Source organism: Streptomyces sp. NPDC008150 (genome assembly GCF_042956945.1).
Taxonomy (GTDB): Bacteria; Actinomycetota; Actinomycetes; order Streptomycetales; family Streptomycetaceae; genus Streptomyces.
In genome coordinates, this window is the sequence record NZ_JBIBHJ010000014.1 from 1 (window position 1) to 19,661 (window position 19,661).

At 72.4% G+C, this 19,661-nt stretch carries 14 protein-coding genes; 8 read left to right on the top strand and 6 right to left on the bottom strand.

Going from position 1 to position 19,661, the window contains the following annotated elements; all coding sequences use genetic code 11:
* From ACFZA0_RS28870 to glgB, 4 genes are all read left to right on the top strand, one after another.
* On the top strand, window positions 1–440 hold a 440-nt coding region (locus ACFZA0_RS28870; protein WP_391022352.1), incomplete at its 5' end, for a DUF3459 domain-containing protein.
* Complete coding sequence (gene treS / locus ACFZA0_RS28875; protein ID WP_391022354.1) at window positions 437–2,137, top strand: maltose alpha-D-glucosyltransferase; 1,701 nt, start codon at window positions 437–439, stop codon at window positions 2,135–2,137. The genes ACFZA0_RS28870 and treS, both read left to right, overlap by 4 nt.
* A gap of 109 nt (window positions 2,138–2,246) precedes the next feature.
* A complete protein-coding gene (locus ACFZA0_RS28880; RefSeq protein WP_391022356.1) occupies window positions 2,247–3,698 on the top strand; it encodes a phosphotransferase in 1,452 nt (483 codons plus the stop codon).
* A gap of 58 nt (window positions 3,699–3,756) precedes the next feature.
* A complete protein-coding gene (glgB, locus tag ACFZA0_RS28885; RefSeq protein WP_391022358.1) occupies window positions 3,757–7,113 on the top strand; it encodes a 1,4-alpha-glucan branching enzyme in 3,357 nt (1,118 codons plus the stop codon).
* Window positions 7,114–7,171: 58 nt separating this feature from the next.
* Here the strand turns inward: glgB and ACFZA0_RS28890 are convergent, their stop codons facing one another.
* The 5 genes from ACFZA0_RS28890 to ACFZA0_RS28910 form a co-directional block, all read right to left on the bottom strand.
* A complete protein-coding gene (locus tag ACFZA0_RS28890) occupies window positions 7,172–9,400 on the bottom strand; it encodes a HelD family protein (RefSeq protein WP_391022360.1) in 2,229 nt (742 codons plus the stop codon).
* A 203-nt stretch (window positions 9,401–9,603) separates the two neighbouring features.
* Complete coding sequence (trxA, locus tag ACFZA0_RS28895) at window positions 9,604–9,966, bottom strand: thioredoxin (RefSeq protein ID WP_391022362.1); 363 nt, start codon at window positions 9,964–9,966, stop codon at window positions 9,604–9,606.
* Window positions 9,963–10,391, bottom strand: a complete 429-nt coding sequence (locus tag ACFZA0_RS28900) for a MerR family transcriptional regulator (protein ID WP_391022364.1) — start codon at window positions 10,389–10,391, stop codon at window positions 9,963–9,965. The genes trxA and ACFZA0_RS28900 overlap by 4 nt, the downstream gene beginning before the upstream one ends.
* A gap of 69 nt (window positions 10,392–10,460) precedes the next feature.
* Window positions 10,461–11,225, bottom strand: coding sequence for a DUF2127 domain-containing protein (locus tag ACFZA0_RS28905; protein WP_391022366.1), 765 nt, complete (start codon window positions 11,223–11,225; stop codon window positions 10,461–10,463).
* A 133-nt stretch (window positions 11,226–11,358) separates the two neighbouring features.
* On the bottom strand, window positions 11,359–12,678 hold the full coding sequence (locus ACFZA0_RS28910) for a cation:dicarboxylate symporter family transporter (RefSeq protein WP_391022772.1): 1,320 nt from the start codon (window positions 12,676–12,678) through the stop codon (window positions 11,359–11,361).
* A 239-nt stretch (window positions 12,679–12,917) separates the two neighbouring features.
* On the opposite strand from ACFZA0_RS28910, the gene ACFZA0_RS28915 reads away from it, so the two are divergent.
* The 3 genes from ACFZA0_RS28915 to ACFZA0_RS28925 all read left to right on the top strand — a co-directional run bounded on the left by ACFZA0_RS28915 (window position 12,918) and on the right by ACFZA0_RS28925 (window position 16,173).
* Window positions 12,918–14,579, top strand: a complete 1,662-nt coding sequence (locus ACFZA0_RS28915) for an ATP-binding protein (RefSeq protein ID WP_391022368.1) — start codon at window positions 12,918–12,920, stop codon at window positions 14,577–14,579.
* A complete protein-coding gene (locus tag ACFZA0_RS28920; RefSeq protein ID WP_391022370.1) occupies window positions 14,576–15,274 on the top strand; it encodes a response regulator in 699 nt (232 codons plus the stop codon). The genes ACFZA0_RS28915 and ACFZA0_RS28920 overlap by 4 nt, the downstream gene beginning before the upstream one ends.
* Before the next feature lie 191 nt (window positions 15,275–15,465).
* Window positions 15,466–16,173, top strand: a complete 708-nt coding sequence (locus tag ACFZA0_RS28925) for a helix-turn-helix domain-containing protein (protein ID WP_391022372.1) — start codon at window positions 15,466–15,468, stop codon at window positions 16,171–16,173.
* A gap of 64 nt (window positions 16,174–16,237) precedes the next feature.
* On the opposite strand, the gene ACFZA0_RS28930 is transcribed toward ACFZA0_RS28925, so the two are convergent.
* On the bottom strand, window positions 16,238–17,263 hold the full coding sequence (locus ACFZA0_RS28930) for an ATP-dependent 6-phosphofructokinase (protein ID WP_391022374.1): 1,026 nt from the start codon (window positions 17,261–17,263) through the stop codon (window positions 16,238–16,240).
* Window positions 17,264–17,567: 304 nt separating this feature from the next.
* Between ACFZA0_RS28930 and pta the strand changes: the two genes are divergently transcribed.
* Window positions 17,568–19,643, top strand: coding sequence for a phosphate acetyltransferase (gene pta, locus ACFZA0_RS28935; protein WP_391022376.1), 2,076 nt, complete (start codon window positions 17,568–17,570; stop codon window positions 19,641–19,643).
* Window positions 19,644–19,661 lie beyond the last annotated feature (18 nt).

The window sequence follows — 19,661 nt, forward strand, 5'->3', positions numbered from 1 at the left end:
TCGACTCCGAGAAGTACCAGATCAAGACCCGCGACTGGGACGCCGCCGCCCGCGAGGGCCGCACCATCGCCCCCCTCGTCACCCGCCTCAACACGATCCGCCGAGACAGCCCGGCCCTGCGGCAGTTGCGCGACATCCACTTCCACCATGCCGACCAGGACGCGGTGATCGCGTACTCCAAACGGCAAGGTTCGAACACTGTTCTGGTGGTCGCCAACCTGGATCCGCACCACACCCAGGAAGCCACGGTCTCGTTGGACATGCCGCAACTCGGCCTCCACTGGCACGAGTCGGTGCCGGTGCGCGACGAGCTCACCGGCGAGACCTACTACTGGGGCAGGGCCAACTACGTGCGCCTGGAACCGGGCATCCGGGCCGCGCACGTCTTCACCGTCCTGCGACCGTCCAACCCGCAGATCGGAGGGTCACCCACCATATGATCGTCAACGAGCCCGTGCCGGACACCTTCGAGGACACCCCGGCCAAGGACCGTGACCCCGAGTGGTTCAAGCGCGCCGTGTTCTACGAGGTGCTGGTCCGCTCCTTCCAGGACAGCAACGGCGACGGCATCGGCGACCTCAAGGGCCTCACCGCCAAACTGGACTACCTCCAGTGGCTCGGTGTGGACTGCCTGTGGCTGCCGCCGTTCTTCAAGTCCCCGCTGCGAGACGGCGGTTACGACGTCTCGGACTACACCGCCGTCCTCCCCGAGTTCGGCGACCTCGCCGACTTCGTCGAGTTCGTCGACGCCGCCCACCAGCGCGGCATGCGCGTCATCATCGACTTCGTCATGAACCACACCAGCGACCAGCACCCGTGGTTCCAGGAGTCCCGCAAGGACCCCGACGGCCCCTACGGCGACTACTACGTCTGGGCCGACGACGACAAGCAGTTCCAGGACGCCCGGATCATCTTCGTCGACACCGAGGCGTCCAACTGGACCTACGACCCGGTCCGCAAGCAGTACTTCTGGCACCGCTTCTTCTCCCACCAGCCGGACCTCAACTACGAGAACCCGGCGGTCCAGGAGGAGATGATCTCCGCCCTCAAGTTCTGGCTGGACCTCGGCATCGACGGCTTCCGCCTGGACGCGGTTCCCTACCTGTACCAGCAGGAGGGAACCAACTGCGAAAACCTTCCGGCAACCCACGAGTTCCTGAAGCGGGTGCGCAAGGAGATCGACGCCCAGTACTCGGACGTGGTCATCCTCGCGGAGGCGAACCAGTGGCCGGAGGACGTCGTCGACTACTTCGGCGACTACCAACAGGGCGGCGACGAATGCCACATGGCGTTCCACTTCCCCGTCATGCCCCGCATCTTCATGGCGGTACGGCGTGAGTCGCGCTACCCCGTCTCGGAAGTCCTCGCCAAGACGCCCGCCATCCCCTCGGGCTGCCAGTGGGGCATCTTCCTGCGCAACCACGACGAGCTGACCCTCGAAATGGTCACCGACGAGGAACGCGACTACATGTACGCGGAGTACGCCAAGGATCCGCGGATGCGCGCCAACATCGGCATCCGCCGCCGCCTGGCCCCCCTCCTCGACAACGACCGCAACCAGATCGAACTGTTCACCGCCCTGCTGCTCGCCCTGCCCGGCTCGCCGATCCTCTACTACGGCGACGAGATCGGCATGGGCGACAACATCTGGCTCGGCGACCGCGACGGGGTCCGCACCCCGATGCAGTGGACACCCGACCGCAACGCCGGATTCTCCTCCTGCGACCCCGGCCGGCTCTTCCTGCCCACGATCATGGACCCCGTCCACGGCTACCAGGTCACCAACGTCGAGGCGTCGATGTCGTCGCCCTCCTCGCTGCTGCACTGGACCCGCCGCATGATCGAGATCCGCAAGCAGAACCCCGCCTTCGGCCTCGGCACCTACACCGAACTGCCCTCGTCGAACCCGGCGGTGATCGCGTTCCTGCGCGAGCACGAGGACGACCTCGTGCTCTGCGTGAACAACTTCTCCCGCTTCGCCCAGCCCACCGAGCTGGACCTGCGGGCCTTCATCGGACGTCATCCGGTGGAGCTGTTCGGCGGGGTGCGCTTCCCCGCCATCGGCGAACTGCCGTACCTGCTCACCCTCGCGGGCCACGGCTTCTACTGGTTCCGGCTCCGCAAGGAAGCGGCGTAGGGCCTGTCCCGTGCACGACCGGTTCCCCGGCGGGTCGGTTTTCACCGCCCCGCCGGGGGCACCGCAAACAGTGAACCCCCGCCACCCCCCGGGGAAAGGACGCTGCGCAATGTCGGAAGCCGTCACCCACTCCGCCACGACGAGCCCGGCCCTGCTGGCCTCCCTGGACCCGCTGTTGCGGGACTGGCTGCCCCGGCAGCGCTGGTTCGCGGGCAAGGGCCGCCAGGTCACCGGACTCTCCCTGGTGTCGGCAACCGAACTCCTGCCCTCCGGCGGGCAGTTGGGGCTCTATCATCTGCTCGTGCGCGTCCACCAGCCGCCCGCCCCTGACCAGAGCGGTCCCGCGCGGGCCGGTGACTGCTACCAGCTCCTCATAGGATCGCGCGAGGCCCTGCCGCCCAGGCTGGCCCCCGCGCTGATCGGCCACGTGAGCGAAGGACCGCTCGCCAACCAGACCGTCTACGACGCCCTGTACGACACCCGCCCCGCCGAGGTACTGCTGGAGGCGGTCCGCAGCCGGGCCCGGATCGGCGCCCTGCGCTTCGACCGCGACCCGCGCCAGGAGATCCGCCCGCACCTCGTGCCCCGCCTGGTCACCACCGAGCAGTCCAACTCCTCGGTCATATACGGCGATACGTTCATCCTCAAGCTGCTGCGCCGCGTGGTGCCGGGCGTCAACCCCGACCTCGAACTCCCCCTGGCGCTGGCCCGCGAGGGCTGCCCCCGCGTTCCCCCGCCCACCGGCTGGATGCTCGCCGAACTGTCCGGACAGACGTCCGTGCTCGGCGTGCTCCAGCCGTTCGTGCAGGGCGCGGCCGACGGCTGGGAACTGGCGCTGCGCGAACTCGCCAAGGGCGAGAGCTTCGACGAGGAGGCCCGCGCGCTCGGCCGGGCCACCGCCGAGGTCCACCTCGCCCTGGCCGCCGGCCTGCCGACGGTCACCCTCGGCCACGCCCAGCTCCGCGCGCTCGCGGACGGCATGACGGAGCGGCTGGAGGCCGCCGCGCGCGTGGTTCCCGCGCTGCGCCCCCATCTCCCCGGGCTGCGCGCCACGTTCGCGAAGCTCGCCGAACGGGCTACGCAGGACCGCCCGTTGACCGCCCAGCGGGTCCACGGCGACCTGCACCTCGGCCAGTGCCTGCGCTCGGCGGACGGCCAGTGGTCCCTCATCGACTTCGAGGGCGAACCGGCGAAACCGCTGGCCGAACGGCGCCTGCCGCAGCCCCCGGTCCGGGACGTGGCCGGCATGCTCCGCTCCTTCGACTACGCCGCCAACTCCGCCTCCGTGCCCGACCCCGACTGGGCCACGGCCTGCCGCGCCGCGTACTGCGCCGGCTACGCCGAGGTCACCGGCCTCGACCCGCGCGCGGACCCGGTGCTGCTGCGGGCGTACGAGACGGACAAGGCGGTCTACGAGGTCGTCTACGAGGCACGGCACCGCCCCGACTGGCTGCCGGTCCCGATGGCGGCGGTGCAGCGTCTGGCCGCCGCCGCGCAGGCGGAGGCCGAGGCGGAGACCGACGCGGCCGCGGGTGCGGGCACCACCGGGCGGGCCGGGTGACCCGGACCGCCCTCGTCCCACTCCTCGCTCGACCCACCCTCGCCTAGGAGGCTCCCCCGTGACCCCCCGTCCCCCGCACCCCAAGAAGACGACCGAGGAGCAGAGCACCGGGCAACCGGAAGCGGCACCGGGCCCGAACGGCAAGAAGGCCACTCCGAAGCGAACGGGCAAGGCGGCGGCGATGGCCGCGCGCAAGAAGGCGGCCCGGCGCAGGACGGTGACCGCACGCATCACCGACCCGGCCGCCGGAACGCGGGGGAAGGTCCGCAGGACGGGAACGGAAACCGCGAAGAAGGGGACGGCCAGGGTGGTGGCGGCGGAGAACGACGACCCCAGAAGGATCGTCAGCGCGACGACACCGCCCCCGGAGGAGGCCCGGCCCGCACCGGAACGGGGGCCGTCGGCCACGCCGGACACGGACGGACACGCAGAACCGACCGGGACGGCGCCCCTCGCCGGTGCCGAGCCCGGCCCGAGCACGGAGAGCCGCGGGACGGAAACCGAAGGCGAGCCGGACACCGAGGCCGAACCCGAGCCCGAGGCCGCGGACCGGACCGGGGACGACACCGGGCGGGAAGCGGAAACCCGCGCCGAACAGGACGCGGACGCCGCGTACTGGGCGGACGAGGAAACCCGCACCGACCTCGACGACGACCGGACCGAAGCCGAAGCCCGCGCCGAGCAGGACGCCAACGACCAGGCCGAAGCCGAAGCCCGCGCCGAACAAGACGCCAACGACCAGGCCGAAGCCGAAGCCCGCGCCGAACAAGACGCCAACGACCGGGCCGAGGCCGAAGCCGCCGCCGCCGCCGAACAGGAACCCGCGTACCCGGCGGCCGAGGAAGCCCGCACCGGCCTCGACGACGACCACCGCGCCGACGTGTCGGCCGGTTCCGGGCGCTCTGCCTCCACGCACGCCCCGTTCGCACCGTCCGCCGAGCCCGGACCGACGTCTCCCGCCGTTCCGGTCGAGGCCGCTCAGGAACCGGTGGACACCCCCGCGCCCCCCGCCGGGCACGTCCCGCCGATACCGCCCCTGCCCACGGAGCCCCCGGCCCCGTTCGCGGCCGAGGAGCACGTTCGCGAGCCGGAACCGCTGGACTCGCCCGCCGGTGAGGTGCCCCTGCCGCCCCTCCCGGCCGAGCCCCCCGCCCCGGTGGCCGCCGAACCCACGGCAACATCCGTTTCCGACAAGCCGGTTGAGCGTCGGGAACCCGCCGAAACCGCCGTCTCCCCCGCCCTCGACGCCCTCGACCGTGACCGGCTGCTGCGCGGCGAGCACCATGATCCGCACTCCGTGCTCGGCGCCCACCCGGTCGCCGGGGGTGTCGCCTTCCGGGCGTACCGCCCGTACGCGCTCGGGGTCGCCGTCGTCGTCGACGGGACGCGGACCCGGCTGCACGACGACGGGGACGGGTTCTTCTCGGGGCTGCTGCCGCTGTCCGACGTGCCCGCGTACCGGTTGGCCGTGTCGTACGAGGGAACCGAGCACGAGACCGCCGACGCGTACGCGCTGCTGCCCACGCTCGGCGACCTCGACCTGCACCTGATCGGCGAGGGCCGGCACGAGCAGCTCTGGAAGGTGCTCGGCGCGGAGCCGATGGAGCACCACGGAGTGACCGGCACCCGGTTCACGGTGTGGGCGCCGAACGCACGCGGCGTGCAGGTCGCCGGCACCTTCAACTACTGGAACAGCGCAGGGCATCCGATGCGCTCGCTCGGTTCGTCCGGGGTGTGGGAGCTGTTCGTGCCCGGCGTCGGCGAGGGCGAGCTGTACAAGTTCCGCATCACGAAGCCCGACGGGTCCACCACCCTGCGCGCCGACCCGATGGCGCGCCGCACCGAGGTTCCGCCGGCCACGTCGTCGATCGTGCAGGCGTCGCACCACACCTGGCAGGACGGGGAATGGCTGTCCCGGCGTGGCGAACTGCCCTGGCACGAGGCGCCGATGTCCGTGTACGAGGTTCATCTCGCGTCGTGGCGCCCGGGGCTGACCTACCGCCAGCTCGCCGAGCAACTCCCCGCGTACGTCGGTGACCTGGGCTTCACGCACGTGGAGCTGATGCCCGTCGCCGAGCATCCGTTCGGCGGTTCGTGGGGCTACCAGGTCACCGGGTTCTACGCGCCGACCGCCCGCATGGGCACCCCGGACGACTTCAAGTACCTGGTGGACGCGCTGCACCGGGCCGGGATCGGCGTCATCATGGACTGGGTGCCGGCCCACTTCCCGCGCGACGAGTGGGCGTTGGCGGAGTTCGACGGCCGTCCGCTGTACGAGCACGAGGACCCGCTGCGTTCGGCGCACCCCGACTGGGGCACCCTGGAGTTCGACTTCGGGCGCCGCGAAGTGCGCAACTTCCTTGTCGCGAACGCCGTTTACTGGGCCGAGGAGTTCCACATCGACGGCCTGCGCGTCGACGCCGTGGCCTCCATGCTCTACCTCGACTACTCGCGCGAGCCGGGCCAGTGGGTGCCGAACGAGCACGGCGGCCGGGAGAACCTCGACGCGGTGGCGTTCCTCCAGGAGATGAACGCCACGCTCTACCGGCGGGTGCCGGGCGTGGTGACGATCGCGGAGGAGTCGACGGCGTGGGACGGCGTCACCCGCGCCACCCACCAGCGCGGCCCCAGCGGCTTCGGCGGCCTCGGGTTCGGGCTGAAGTGGAACATGGGCTGGATGCACGACTCGCTGGAGTACATGAGCCACGACCCGGTGCACCGCAGCTACCACCACGGGGAGATGACCTTCTCCATGGTGTACGCGTACAGCGAGAACTACGTGCTGCCGATCTCGCACGACGAGGTCGTGCACGGCAAGAAGTCCCTGGTCTCCAAGATGCCGGGCGACTGGTGGCAGCAGCGTGCCAACCTGCGCGCCTACCTCGCCTTCATGTGGGCGCACCCCGGCAAGCAACTCCTCTTCATGGGCTCGGAGTTCGCCCAGGGCACCGAGTGGTCGGAGGCGCACGGCCCGGACTGGTGGCTGCTCGACCCGGGATACGGGGCGGAGGCGGACCACCGGGGGGTGCGCGACCTGGTGCGTGATCTCAACGTCGTGTACCGCGACACCCCGGGCATGTGGCGCACGGACACCGACCCGGCCGGGTTCCAGTGGGTGGTGGGGGACGCCGCCGCCGACAACGTCCTCGCGTTCCTGCGGCTCGACAAGGACGGCGGCCCGCTGCTCGCCGTCAGCAACTTCTCCCCCGTCGTGCGGCACGAGTACCGGCTCGGCGTCCCGGACACCGTGTCCGCGTGGGCCGAGGTGCTGAACACGGACGCCGGGCGCTACGGCGGCGGCGACGTCGTCACCCCGCACCCGGTGAAGCCCGACGCGCAGGGGTGGCACGGACGTCCGGCGAGCGTGCGGCTGACGCTGCCGCCGCTGGCCACCGTCTGGCTGCGCCCGGCCTGATCCGCGGGACCGCCCGCCGGGGCGGCACGGGAGCGACTCCCGTGCCGCCCCGGTGCGTTCACCCCTGGTCGGTCATCCCCGCGGGCAGCGTGCCCGTGTGCAGGACGCCCAGCCGCTGCGTCGCCCGGGTCAGGGCGACGTACAGGTCGCTGGTGCCGTACCGCGCGGGTTCGACCACCAGCACGGCGTCGAACTCCAGCCCCTTGGACTGCCGGGGGTCGAGCAGGACGACCGGGCGGGTGAGGTCGGGCTCGGTGCCGGCCGTCACCCCGTCGAGCCGGGCGGCGAGGCCGCGGTGCAGGTCGCGCGGGGCGACGACGGCCAACCGCCCGTCCGTGGGCGCGAGTTCGGCGACGGCGTCGGCGACCGCCGCGCGCAGGTCGTCCGTCCGGCGCACCCAGGGCACGACGCCCGTGGAGCGCACCGAACTCGGCGGCTCGAAGGCGGGGTCCTGCGCCCGTACCACGGCCGCCGCGAGGTCCATGATCTCGGCGGGGGTGCGGTAGTTGACGCCGAGGCGGGTGTGCTCCCAGCGGTCCCGCACGTACGGTTCGAGGATGCCGGACCACGAGCCGACGCCGGCCGCCTCGGCGGTCTGCGCCGGGTCGCCCACCAGGGTCATCGACCGGGTGGGGCTGCGCCGCATCAGCAACCGCCAGGCCATGGGCGAGAGTTCCTGGGCCTCGTCCACGATGATGTGCCCGAACGCCCAGGTGCGGTCGGCCGCCGCGCGCTCGGCGGCGCTGCGCAGGTCCTCCTCCTCGTGCCGCTCGGCGAAGCGTTCGGCGTCGATGACGTCGTGCGCGGACAGCACCTCGGAGCCCTCGGGGTCGCTGTCCTCCTTGTCCTCGAACTCGTAGGTGCGCGAGGCGTAGGAGACGTCCAGCACGCCCTGCGCGTACGCGATCTGCGTCTCGCGCTCGCGGTCGGCCAGGGCGCGGGCCAACCGGTCGTCCTCGCCGAGGAGTTCGGCGGCCTCGTCGAGCAGCGGCACGTCGGACACGGTCCACGCGCGGGTCACCCGGCGCCGCACGGCCGCCGCGTCCCCGGCGTCGAGGTGGTCCTCGGGCGCGGCGAGGAAGTCCGCGACGAGCCGGCGCGGGGTGATGCGGGGCCACAGCCGGTCGATGGCGGACCAGACCTCGGGGTTCTCGGCGAGGTCGTCGCGGATCTGCGTGATGTCGCTGGGGTCGAGCAGGTTGGAGCCGTCGTAGGGGTCGGTGCCGATGCGCTCGGCGACCATGTCGGTGAGCGTGTTGAGGATGTGCCCCTCGAAGTGCTCGCGGGCCTCGTTGTGCGGCAGTCCGGTGGCACGGGTGCGCTGCCGGGCGACGTTCACCAGGCCGTCGTCGAGCATGAGGACGTCCCGGTCGTGCTCGATCGCGATGACCGGGTCGGGCAGCGCCTGCCGGTCCCGTACGACGGCGGCGAGCACGTCGGCCATGTCGGCGCGGCCCTTGACGGCGGCGGCCTCGGGGCTGTCGGCGGCGGTGGCCCGGACCCCGGGGAAGAGTTCGCCGACGGTGGCGAGCAGCACGCCGGTCTCGCCGAGGGCGGGCAGCACCTCGCCGATGTAGCCGAGGAACGCCGGGTTGGGCCCGACGATGAGGACGGCCCGCTTGGCGAGCAGTTCCCGGTGCTCGTAGAGCAGGTAGGCGGCCCGGTGCAGCGCGACGGCGGTCTTGCCGGTGCCGGGGCCGCCCTCCACGACGAGCACGCCGCGGTGCGGGGCGCGGATGATGCGGTCCTGGTCGGCCTGGATGGTCTGCACGATGTCGCCCATGCGGCCGGTGCGGGCCGAGTTGAGCGCGGCGAGCAGCACGGCGTCGCCGGTGGGGTCCTCGTGCCCGGTGCGCTCCGCGTCGCCGAGGTCGAGGATCTCGTCGTGCAGGGAGGTGACCAGGCGGCCGTCGGTGGCGATGTGCCGGCGGCGGCGCAGTCCCATCGGGGTGTGGCCGGTGGCGAGGTAGAAGGGGCGGGCGACGTCGGCGCGCCAGTCGATGAGGACCGGGGTGCGTTCGGCGTCCTCGGTGCGCAGGCCGATGCGGCCGATGTGGTGGACGGTGCCGTCGGCGAGGTCGACGCGGCCGAAGCAGAGCGAGCCGTCGACGGCGTTCAGCGCGGCGAGCAGGCCCGAGCGTTCGGCGACGAGGATGTCCCGTTCCAGCCGGGCCTGGCGCGGGGTGTCGCCCTGCGCCAGCGCGTCGGCGACGGAGTCCTCGGTGCGGCCGCGCAGGGCGTCCACGCGCGCGTACAACCCGTCGATGAATTCCTGTTCACTCCGCAATTCAGCATCGTGAAATTCTGCGTTGCCCTCTGTGTGCGAGCGCCTGTTTGACAATTCCGCTCCCGGCCGGATATACTCTGCTCATTAAGCCTGTTCAATGCATTCCCCGCGACGGTTGCAGTGAAAGTCGCGAATCATTGAATATACGCAGAGAAATCCCCCGGGCGCAATTGCCCGGGGGATTTTTTCGGCCGTCCGCGAGGTCAGAGGACGTCGGCCAGGTTCTCCTGGAGACGCCGCTTGGAGCGGGCGCCCACCGACGACCACACCGGTTCACCGTCGCGGAACACCATCAGGGTCGGCATCGAGAGAACTCCGTGCGCGACCGTCGTGGCGGGATTGCGGTCGACGTCGAGTGTCACGATCCGCAGCCGTCCCGCCTCCTCCCGCGCGAGCGCGTCGAGCACCGGTGCGAGCTGCCGGCAGGGGCCGCACCACTCGGCGGTGAATTCCACCAGCACGGGGAGCCCGGACGCGAGTACCTCGGAATCGAAGTCCGCGTCGGTCACCTCGCCGACGTGCCCCGCGTTCGTCGGGCCCGCCGTCTCCGTCGTCGTTCCGGTCATGGAATGGGTCCTCCCAGTTCGCACAGGGGGTCCGGACCCTCCGGACCCGGCGCGTCGGCGGCCAGCTCGTCCCGGGCCCGCTCGGCGCGGGCGAGCTGGGCCGCGACGGTGGCGCGCACCGCCCGCAGCTCGCCGATGACGGCGTCCAGCTCGTCGAGCTTGCGCCGGTAGACGGCGAGCGAGGCGGGACAGGCGTCCCCGTCGGAGTGGCCCGCGCGCAGGCACTCCACGAAGGGCCGCGTCTCCTCCAGGTCGAACCCGAAGTCCTGCAGTGTCCTGATCTGCCGCAGCAGCACCAGGTCCCGCTCGTCGTACGTGCGGTACCCGTTGTGGGTGCGGCGCGCGGGCAGCAGCCCCCGCGTCTCGTAGTACCGCAGCGTCCGCGTGGTGGTCCCCGCCCGCTCGGCCAGCTCTCCGATGCGCATACGGCGACCGTAATCCTTGACGTGGGCGTCAGGGCAAGGGAGCGGGGGCGGTCCCGGGCGGGGCGGTGCTCAGACGGTGACGCCCGCCGACTCCTCGACCTCCAGGAGCGAGGCGCCGCGCCGTTCCTCGTCGAAGGCGCGCCGGCCGCCGCGCAGCCCGAACAGGCGCTTGGCGAGGGCGATGTAGAGGACGGCCGCGACGTTGAGGGCGAGGGTCGCGATCTTCAGCCAGCTCACGTGCTCGGTGAGCTCCCACACTTCGAGGGGGAGGAACGCCGCCGTGGCGACGACCGTCAGGTACTCCGCCCAGCGCTTCGCGTACCAGAGGCCCACCGCCTCCACGAGTTCGACCAGCGCGTAGGCCAGCAGCAGGGCGGCCACGACGACCAGCGTGGAGTGCTTGTAGCCGAACGCCTTCTGTATCGAGCCGACGACGGGCGAGTGGTCCAGGTCGTAGTGGAAGTGCCGGAAGACCGGGCGCAGTTGGTCCAGGTACTCGTCGAAGAGCCGGCGCACCGCGTCCTGGCTGTTGCTGAACTTCCAGACGGCCGCCGCCACCAGCACGATGAAGACGCCGCGCACGGCCCGCTCCAGGGCCAGGAAGCGCAGGACGAACAGGTCGCGCAGCACCTTGCCGCGCGGCACGAGCGGGGCGTCGGCGGCGGGTCCCGAGCCGTGCGGCTCGCCGAGCGCGAAGTCGCCGCAGCGCAGGCAGCGCCAGGCGTCGCCGAGACCGGTCTGCGCGTGCAGCCGCACCCGCAGCCTGGGATCGTCGGGCGCGTACGTGACGTGCCCGCGCCGTGCGCAGGTGCGCCGGTCCCAGTCGATCTTCATGGTGCTCTCCCCCGCGAAACCGTCGTGCCGTGCCCACCGGATCGTCCGGCAGGCACGGCACGCTAGTGCACCGGGCGGCACGGGCGGACGGCGGGGCCCGCCCGCCCCGGGCACCCCGGATCCGCCCGGCGGCTCACGCCTTCGCCAACTCCTTGTCGCCGCCCTCGCGTTGGTCGGGGACGTCCGAGGACGCGGCACCGTCGTCCGTCGCGTCGTCGAGCAGCGTCCGCTCGTCGAAGGGGATCTCGCCGGCCAGCACCCGGTCCACCCGTTCCTTGTCGACCTCCCCGGTCCACGTGCCGATCAGCAGGGTCGCGACCGCGTTGCCGGCGAAGTTGGTGAGGGCGCGGGCCTCGCTCATGAAGCGGTCGATGCCGACGATCAGGCCGACGCCGTCGACCAGGGCGGGCTTGTGGGTCTGGAGGGCGCCCGCGAGGGTGGCGAGGCCGGCTCCGGTGACGCCCGCCGCGCCCTTCGAGGCGATCATCATGAACAGCAGCAGCGTGATCTGCTGGCCGAGCGCGAGGGGCTGGTCCATGGCGTCGGCGATGAACAGCGAGGCCATCGTCAGGTAGATCATGGTGCCGTCGAGGTTGAAGGAGTAGCCCGTCGGCACGGTGATGCCGACGACGGACCGGCTCACCCCGAGGTGCTCCATCTTCGCGATCAGGCGCGGGAACGCGGACTCCGACGACGACGTGGACAGGATCAGCAGGAACTCCCGCGCCAGGTAGCGCAGCAGCCGCAGCAGGTTCACCCCGGCGACGAGCCGGCACAGCGCGCCCAGCACCACGATCACGAACAGCACACAGGTGACGTAGAAGCCGAACATCACGGCGGCGAGCGCCTTCAGGGCGTCCGTGCCCGTCTCGCCGACGACGGCCGCCATCGCGCCGAACGCGCCGATCGGGGCGGCCCACATGACCATCGCGAGGACCCGGAAGACCAGCCGCTGGATGTGCTCGACGCCGCGCAGCACCGGCTGTCCGGCCCGGCCCATCGCCTGGAGCGCGAAGCCGACGAGCAGCGCGATCAGCAGCGTCTGGAGCACCTGGCCCTCGGTGAACGCCGACACGAACGTGGTGGGGATGATGCCGAGCAGGAAGTCGACGGGGCCCTCGCTCGCGGCGGCGGCCTGGTCGTGGCCCGCGCCGCGCACGGCGTCGGTGAGGTGCATGCCGCTGCCGGGGTGCACGAGGTTGCCGACAACGAGGCCGATGGCGAGCGCCACGAACGACATGACGAAGAAGTAGCCGAGCGCGAGGCCGCCGACCCTGCCGACCTTCGCCGCGCTGCGCACGGATCCGACCCCGAGCACGATGGTGCAGAAGATGACGGGCGAGATCATCATCTTGATCAGGTTCACGAACCCCGTGCCCAGCGGCTTGAGTTCGACCGCGAAGTCGGGGGCCGCGAACCCGACGGCGATGCCGAGCAGCACCGCCACGATCACCGCCAGATAGAGGTAGTGCGTGCGGTCCCGCCTTGCCGGGGTCGCGGTCCGGCTGCTGTCAGGGGCCGTTGGGGGTGGGGTGGACACGGCTGCCTCCTCGACGTCGTCGTCGGCACACCGGCGTGCGGCTCACGTCCGGGGGTTGGCACGACTGTCTCCCGCGCTGTGACCGGGGTCACCCTTGCGTTCATTTCGTTCACGCACTCGGCCCGCGGGCGGCGGACCGGCACACTGGCGGAATGCGCCCGACCGTTCCCCGGCCCCGCAGCCTCGCGGGGCAGCTCTTCGCCATGCAGGCCGTCCTGATAGCGGTCGTCGTGGCCGGATACGCGCTGTTCACGTACGTCAGCGACCGCGGGCAGGCCGAGGACGCGGCGGGTCGGCAGGCGATGGCGGTGGCCCGCTCACTTGCGGACACCCCGTCGGTGCGGTCCGCCGCGCTCACCCCGGACCCGACGGCCGAGCTCCAGCCGTACGCCCTGAAGGTGCAGCGCGACACCGGCGTCGACTTCGTCACGATCATGGACCCGCGGGGCATCCGCTGGACCCACCCGGACGCGGACCGGATCGGCGAGCGGTTCCTCGGCAACCGGTCGCGCGCGCTGGCCGGGGAGTCGTTCACCGAGACGTACACCGGCACGCTGGGCCCCTCGGTGCGCGCGGTCACCCCGATCCGGGACGGCGCGCGGATCGTGGGCCTGGTGAGCGCGGGCATCAAGGTCGAGGCGATCAGCGCGCGGCTCAGGGGGCAGGTGAGCACGCTGGTCACCGTCGCGGCCGGCGCCCTCGCGCTGGGCGCGGTCGGCACGTACGTGGTCAACGCGCGGCTGCGCCGCCACACGCACGGCATGAACGCCGCCGAGCTGAGCCGGATGCACGACTACCACCAGGCGGCCCTGCACGCCGTGCGCGAGGGCCTGCTGATGCTCGACGGGCAGCACAGGGTGGCGCTCGCCAACGACGGGGGGCGCGAACTGCTGGGCCTGGCCGGCGAGGTGGTGGGCCGGCCGGTCGCCGACCTCGGGCTGCCGCCGCCGCTGACCGGCGCGCTGCTGTCGTCGCGGCCGCGGGTGGACGAGGTGCACGTGACCGCGGACCGGGTGCTGGTGGTCAACACCTCGCCGGTGTCGGGGGGCGAGCGGCGCGGCACCATGGTGACCCTGCGCGACGTCACCGAACTCCAGGAGCTGACCGGTGAGTTGGACTCCGAACGCGGCTTCGTGCAGGCGCTGCGCGCGCAGGCGCACGAGGCGGCGAACCGGCTGCACACGGTGGTGTCGCTGATCGAACTGGGGCGCCCCGAGGAGGCGGTGGCGTTCGCGACGGCCGAACTGGAGCTGGCGCAGGCCCTGACGGACCAGGTGGTGGCCGCGGTGGGCGAACCCGTCCTGGCCGCACTGCTGCTGGGCCGCACGGCCCGTGCCAACGAGCGGGGGGTGGAGCTCGTCGTGCGCACCGACGGCGGCGTGGACGACGGACTGCTGCCGGGCACGCTGCCGGCCCGCGACCTGGTGACGATCCTCGGCAACCTGATCGACAACGCGGTGGACGCGGCGGCGGGCAGCACGGCGGCCCGGGTGACGGTGACCGTGGCCGTGAGCGCCGACGGCGGCGCGCTGTCGCTGCGGGTCGCGGACACCGGGGCCGGGGTGGACCCGGCGGACACCGGGGCGGTGTTCCGGCACGGGTGGTCGACGAAGCCCGCGGGGCCCGCCGGGCGGGGCCTGGGGCTCACCCTGGTCCGGCAGGCCGTGGCCCGGCACGACGGGACGCTCGCCGTGTCCCGGACGCCGCAGGGCGGCGCGGAGTTCGAGGTACGGCTGCCGCTCGACGCCGGCGGGCGGGGCGACTCGGCCCGTGCGCACGGCACTTCGGTGCTCAGCGGCGGGGGTGCGCCGTGACGGGCGGGGGCGGTGCGGCGCCGCTGCGGGTCCTGGTGGTGGAGGACGACCCCGTCGCGGCCGACGCGCACGTCCTGTACGTGGGGCGGGTTCCCGGTTTCACGGTGGCGGGCACCGCGCACACCGGCGCGGAGGCCCGCAGGGCGCTGGAGCGCGGCCCGGTCGACCTGCTCCTGCTCGACCTGCACCTGCCGGACATGCACGGCCTGCACCTGGCGCGCACGCTGCGCGCCGCGGGCCACCCGGCGGACGTCATCGCGGTCACCTCGGCGCGGGACCTGGCGGTGGTGCGCGAGGGCGTCTCGCTGGGCGTGGTGCAGTACGTGCTGAAGCCGTTCACGTTCGGCACCCTGCGTGAACGCCTCGTGCGCTACGCGGAGTTCAGGGCGGCGGCGGGCGAGGCGAGCGGGCAGGCCGAGGTGGACCGGGCGCTGGCCGCACTGCGCGCGCCCGGCCCCGCGGCGCTGCCGAAGGGGCTCAGCGCGCCGACCCTGGAGCGCGTGACGGTGACCCTGCGGGACTGCCCGGCCGGCCTGACCGCCGCGCGGGCCGCCGAGGCGACGGGACTGTCCCGGATCACCGCGCGCCGCTACCTGGAGCACCTGGTGGACACCGGCCGCGCGGCCCGCAGTCCGCGCTACGGGACGGTGGGGCGGCCGGAGTTGCAGTACCGATGGGTGCGGGAGCCCCGATAGGTCCGGACCGACGGGGGTCCGGTGCGGGACGGGCCGCACATTCTTACGTCAACTGTCCTACGCATAGGCCGAGTTGATGTCGTAACCCACCCCAAACACCCCCGCAGGCCGAAACCGTATGTTCCTACAATCCGTCATCATGGCCGGACAGATCGTAGTCACCGCACCTCCGAGGCCCTATTTTGAGGGGCGTGCGCAGATCCTCGGCACAGCCGAACCCGTCCCTTCCGCCACCGCAGCCCTTCGACTCGCTCGCCGCACGCAGGCTCCGGGCGGCCCTCGGCATGGGGCCCGAGCACGTCGCCCACGGCATGCGGGTCTCCTACGGGCTGCGCTACGTCACCCCGGACCTCGTCGTCGCCTGGGAGCGCGGCGCGAGCGCGCCCAGCACCCCCGAACTGACCGCGCTGGCCGGAATGCTGTGGTGTTCCCCCGGTGAACTCATCGGCCGGCCGCGGACGTTGCGCGAGCACCGGCTGGCCCGCGGGCTCGCCCCCGAGGACGTGGCGCGGGCCGTCGGACTCGAACTCCTCGCGTATCTCAGCATGGAGGAGAACGACACGTGGCGCGGCACCGAGCGCCAGGCGTCCGCGCTCGCGGACGTGCTCGACCTGACCCTGCCCGACCTGGTGAGCGTGACCGGCCGCGACGGGCGGCTCGCCTCGCTGCTGCGCGGCTCGGTGACCAACCGCCGCCAGTCGTACGTGCGGCAGATCGCCAAGGTGGTGCCGCTGGACCGCGGCCTGCTGGAGGACGTGCTCCAGGACCTCCACCAGGACTACCAGCGCCGCACGGCCGCCGGCCCGGACGCGGGGACCGGCCCCGGCGGCTCCGCCGACGACGAGTTCCTCGACGGGATCGTGGACCACTTCTGGTCGCTGGTGGCGGGCAACGCGTGAGCAGGGGGCGGCCGCCGGGGTCGAACTCCCGGGCGGCCCGCCCCTGTTCACGTCGGACCGGGGACTAGAAGACCGACTCGGCCTCGTCCATGCGGCTCTTGGGGACCGTCTTCAGCTCGGTCACCGCCTCCGCGAGGGGCACCATCACGATGTCCGTGCCGCGCAGCGACGTCATCCGGCCGAACTCGCCGTTGTGCGCGGCCTCGACGGCGTGCCAGCCGAAGCGGGTCGCGAGCACGCGGTCGTACGCGGTGGGGGTGCCGCCGCGCTGGATGTGGCCGAGGATGACCGGCCGGGCCTCCTTGCCGAGGCGGCGCTCCAGCTCGTACGCGAGGGCCGTGCCGATGCCCTGGAAGCGCTCGTGGCCGAACTGGTCGATCTCGCCGTGGCCGTAGTTCATGGAGCCCTCGGCGGGGTGCGCGCCCTCGGCGACGCAGACGACCGCGAACTTCTTGCCGCGGGCGAAGCGCTCCTCGACCATCTTGACCAGGTCCGCCGGGTCGAAGGGCCGCTCGGGCAGGCAGATGCCGTGGGCGCCGGCCGCCATGCCGGACTCCAGCGCGATCCAGCCCGCGTGCCGGCCCATGACCTCGACGACCATGACCCGCTGGTGCGACTCGGCCGTGGTCTTCAGACGGTCCATCGCCTCGGTCGCGACGCCGACCGCCGTGTCGAAGCCGAAGGTGCGGTCGGTGGAGGAGATGTCGTTGTCGATCGTCTTGGGGACGCCGACCACGGGCAGCCCCGCCTCCCACAGCATCTGGGCCGCGGTCAGCGTGCCCTCGCCGCCGATCGGGATCAGCGCGTCGATGCCGAAGTCGCGCGCCATGTCGGCGGCGTTCTCGCAGGCCTGCCGCAGCCGGTCGCGCTCCAGGCGGGAGGAGCCGAGGATGGTGCCGCCGCGGGCGAGGATGCCGCTGACGGCGTTGAGGTCGAGGGTGCGGTAGCGGCCGTCGAGCAGACCCGCGTAACCGTCCTCGAAGCCGATGACCTCGTCGCCGTAGGTGGTGACCGCGCGGTGCACGACCGACCGGATCACGGCGTTCAGACCGGGACAGTCGCCGCCTGCGGTGAGGACTCCGATACGCATCGTGCTGTGTCTCCTGCTCGCTGTTGACACCGGTGAGCCGGAGCCGATTGTTTCACGTCTCCCGCACGGGTGCCGCGCCCGCACCGCCCGCCCCGGGGGCCCGCCGCGACGCACCCGTCCCGGGCCCCCCTCCTGACGGGCGCCTTATCCACCGTCGGAGGTACTGTCAAGAGGGTTCTGCCCACCTCGGTGGGCGACCTTTGCCACCCTTGACGCGGGTGCCGGGGCCGACCGAGGCAGCGAGGCGCTGCGCCGTCCTCCGCGCACCCGGCCACACGACGTACGGACGGAACGGAGAGCGCGCGTGACCCGCAGCGTGTACGTGACCGGAATCGACCGGGGCGACGGCCGCCAGGTCGTCGAGCTGGGCGTCATGGAGCTCCTGACGCGGCAGGTCGACCGGGTGGGCGTCTTCCGCCCGCTCGTGCACGACGGTCCCGACCGGCTCTTCGAACTGCTGCGCTCCCGCTACCGGCTGGCACAGGACGAGGCCACCGTGTACGGCATGGACTACCACGAGGCGTCCGCGTTCCAGGCCGAACAGGGCACCGACGAACTGGTCTCCACGCTCGTCGACCGCTTCCACCGCGTGGCCCGCGCCTACGACGTGGTCCTCGTCCTCGGCACCGACTTCGCCGACACCCAGCTCCCGGACGAACTCGCCCTCAACGCCCGCCTCGCCAACGAGTTCGGCGCGGCCGTGATCCCGGTGGTGGGCGGCGGCGGGCAGACCCCCGAGTCGGTGTTCGCGGAGACCCGCAACGCCTACCGGGCCTACGACGGGCTCGGCTGCGACGTGCTCGCGGTGGTCACCAACCGGGTCGCCCGGGAGGACCGCGAGAAGATCGACTCGCTGCTGGAGTCCCGTCTGCCGGTGCCCTGTTACGTGATCCCGGACGAGCCGGCGCTGTCCGCGCCGACCGTCGCGCAGGTCGCGCAGGCGCTCGGCGCGAAGGTGCTGCTGGGCGACGACTCGGGGCTCGCCCGGGACGCCCTCGGGTTCGTCTTCGGCGGCGCGATGCTGCCCAACTTCCTGAACGCGCTGACCCCGGGCTGCCTCGTCGTGACGCCCGGCGACCGCGCCGACCTCGTCGTCGGCTCGCTCGCGGCGCACAGCGCGGGCACGCCGCCGATAGCGGGTGTGCTCCTCACCCTCGGCGAGGTGCCGAGCAGGGAGGTCCTCACCCTCTCCGCGCGGCTCGCCCCCGGCACGCCCGTGCTGTCGGTGTCCGGCAACAGCTTCCCCACCGCCGAGCAGCTGTTCTCCCTGGAGGGCAAGCTCAACGCGGCCACCCCGCGCAAGGCGGAGACCGCGCTCGGCCTGTTCGAGCGGTACGTCGACACCAGCGGCCTGCTGAGCCGGGTCTCGGCGCCCAGCAGCGACCGGGTCACGCCGATGATGTTCGAGCACAAGCTGCTGGAGCAGGCCCGCTCCGACAAGCGGCGCGTGGTGCTCCCCGAGGGCACCGAGGAGCGGGTGCTGCACGCGGCGGAGGTGCTGCTGCGGCGCGGGGTGTGCGACCTGACGCTGCTCGGGCCGGTCGACCAGATCCGCAAGAAGGCGGCCGACCTCGGCATCGACCTCGGCTCCAGCCGGCTCGTCGACCCGGCCGTCTCCGAGCTGCGCGAGCGGTTCGCGGCCCGCTACGCGGAACTGCGCGCGCACAAGGGCGTCACGACGGAACTGGCGTACGACGTGGTGGCCGACGTCAACTACTTCGGCACGCTGATGGTGCAGGAGGGCCTCGCCGACGGCATGGTGTCGGGTTCCGTGCACTCCACGGCCGCCACGATCCGGCCCGGCTTCGAGATCATCAAGACGCGGCCCGAGGCGTCGATCGTCTCGTCGGTCTTCTTCATGTGCCTGGCCGACAAGGTGCTCGTCTACGGCGACTGCGCGGTCAACCCGGACCCGGACGCCGAGCAGCTCGCCGACATCGCGATCCAGTCGGCCGCGACCGCCGAGCGGTTCGGCGTCGAGCCCCGCATCGCCATGCTGTCGTACTCGACCGGCACCTCCGGCTCGGGCGCGGACGTCGACAAGGTGCGCGAGGCGACGCGGCTCGTGCGGGAGCGGCGGCCCGACCTGAAGATCGAGGGTCCGATCCAGTACGACGCGGCCGTGGAACCGAGCGTGGCCGCGACCAAGCTGCCGGGCTCGGACGTGGCCGGGCAGGCGACCGTGCTGATCTTCCCCGACCTGAACACCGGCAACAACACGTACAAGGCCGTGCAGCGGTCGGCGAACGCGATAGCCGTCGGGCCGGTTCTCCAGGGCCTGCGCAAGCCGGTCAACGACCTGTCCCGGGGCGCTCTGGTCCAGGACATCGTCAACACCGTGGCCATCACCGCCATCCAGGCGCAGACGGCCGCCGAGTAGGCACCGCGCGACGCCGCC

Bases quoted from the DNA above. Each gene is read 5' to 3' on its own strand.
- treS (WP_391022354.1), top strand. From the start codon at position 437: ATGATCGTCAACGAGCCCGTGCCGGACACCTTCGAGGACACCCCGGCC.
- ACFZA0_RS28880 (WP_391022356.1), top strand. From the start codon at position 2,247: ATGTCGGAAGCCGTCACCCACTCCGCCACGACGAGCCCGGCCCTGCTG.
- trxA (WP_391022362.1), bottom strand. From the start codon at position 9,966: ATGACCGGAACGACGACGGAGACGGCGGGCCCGACGAACGCGGGGCAC.
- ACFZA0_RS28900 (WP_391022364.1), bottom strand. From the start codon at position 10,391: ATGCGCATCGGAGAGCTGGCCGAGCGGGCGGGGACCACCACGCGGACG.
- ACFZA0_RS28905 (WP_391022366.1), bottom strand. From the start codon at position 11,225: ATGAAGATCGACTGGGACCGGCGCACCTGCGCACGGCGCGGGCACGTC.
- ACFZA0_RS28915 (WP_391022368.1), top strand. From the start codon at position 12,918: ATGCGCCCGACCGTTCCCCGGCCCCGCAGCCTCGCGGGGCAGCTCTTC.
- ACFZA0_RS28930 (WP_391022374.1), bottom strand. From the start codon at position 17,263: ATGCGTATCGGAGTCCTCACCGCAGGCGGCGACTGTCCCGGTCTGAAC.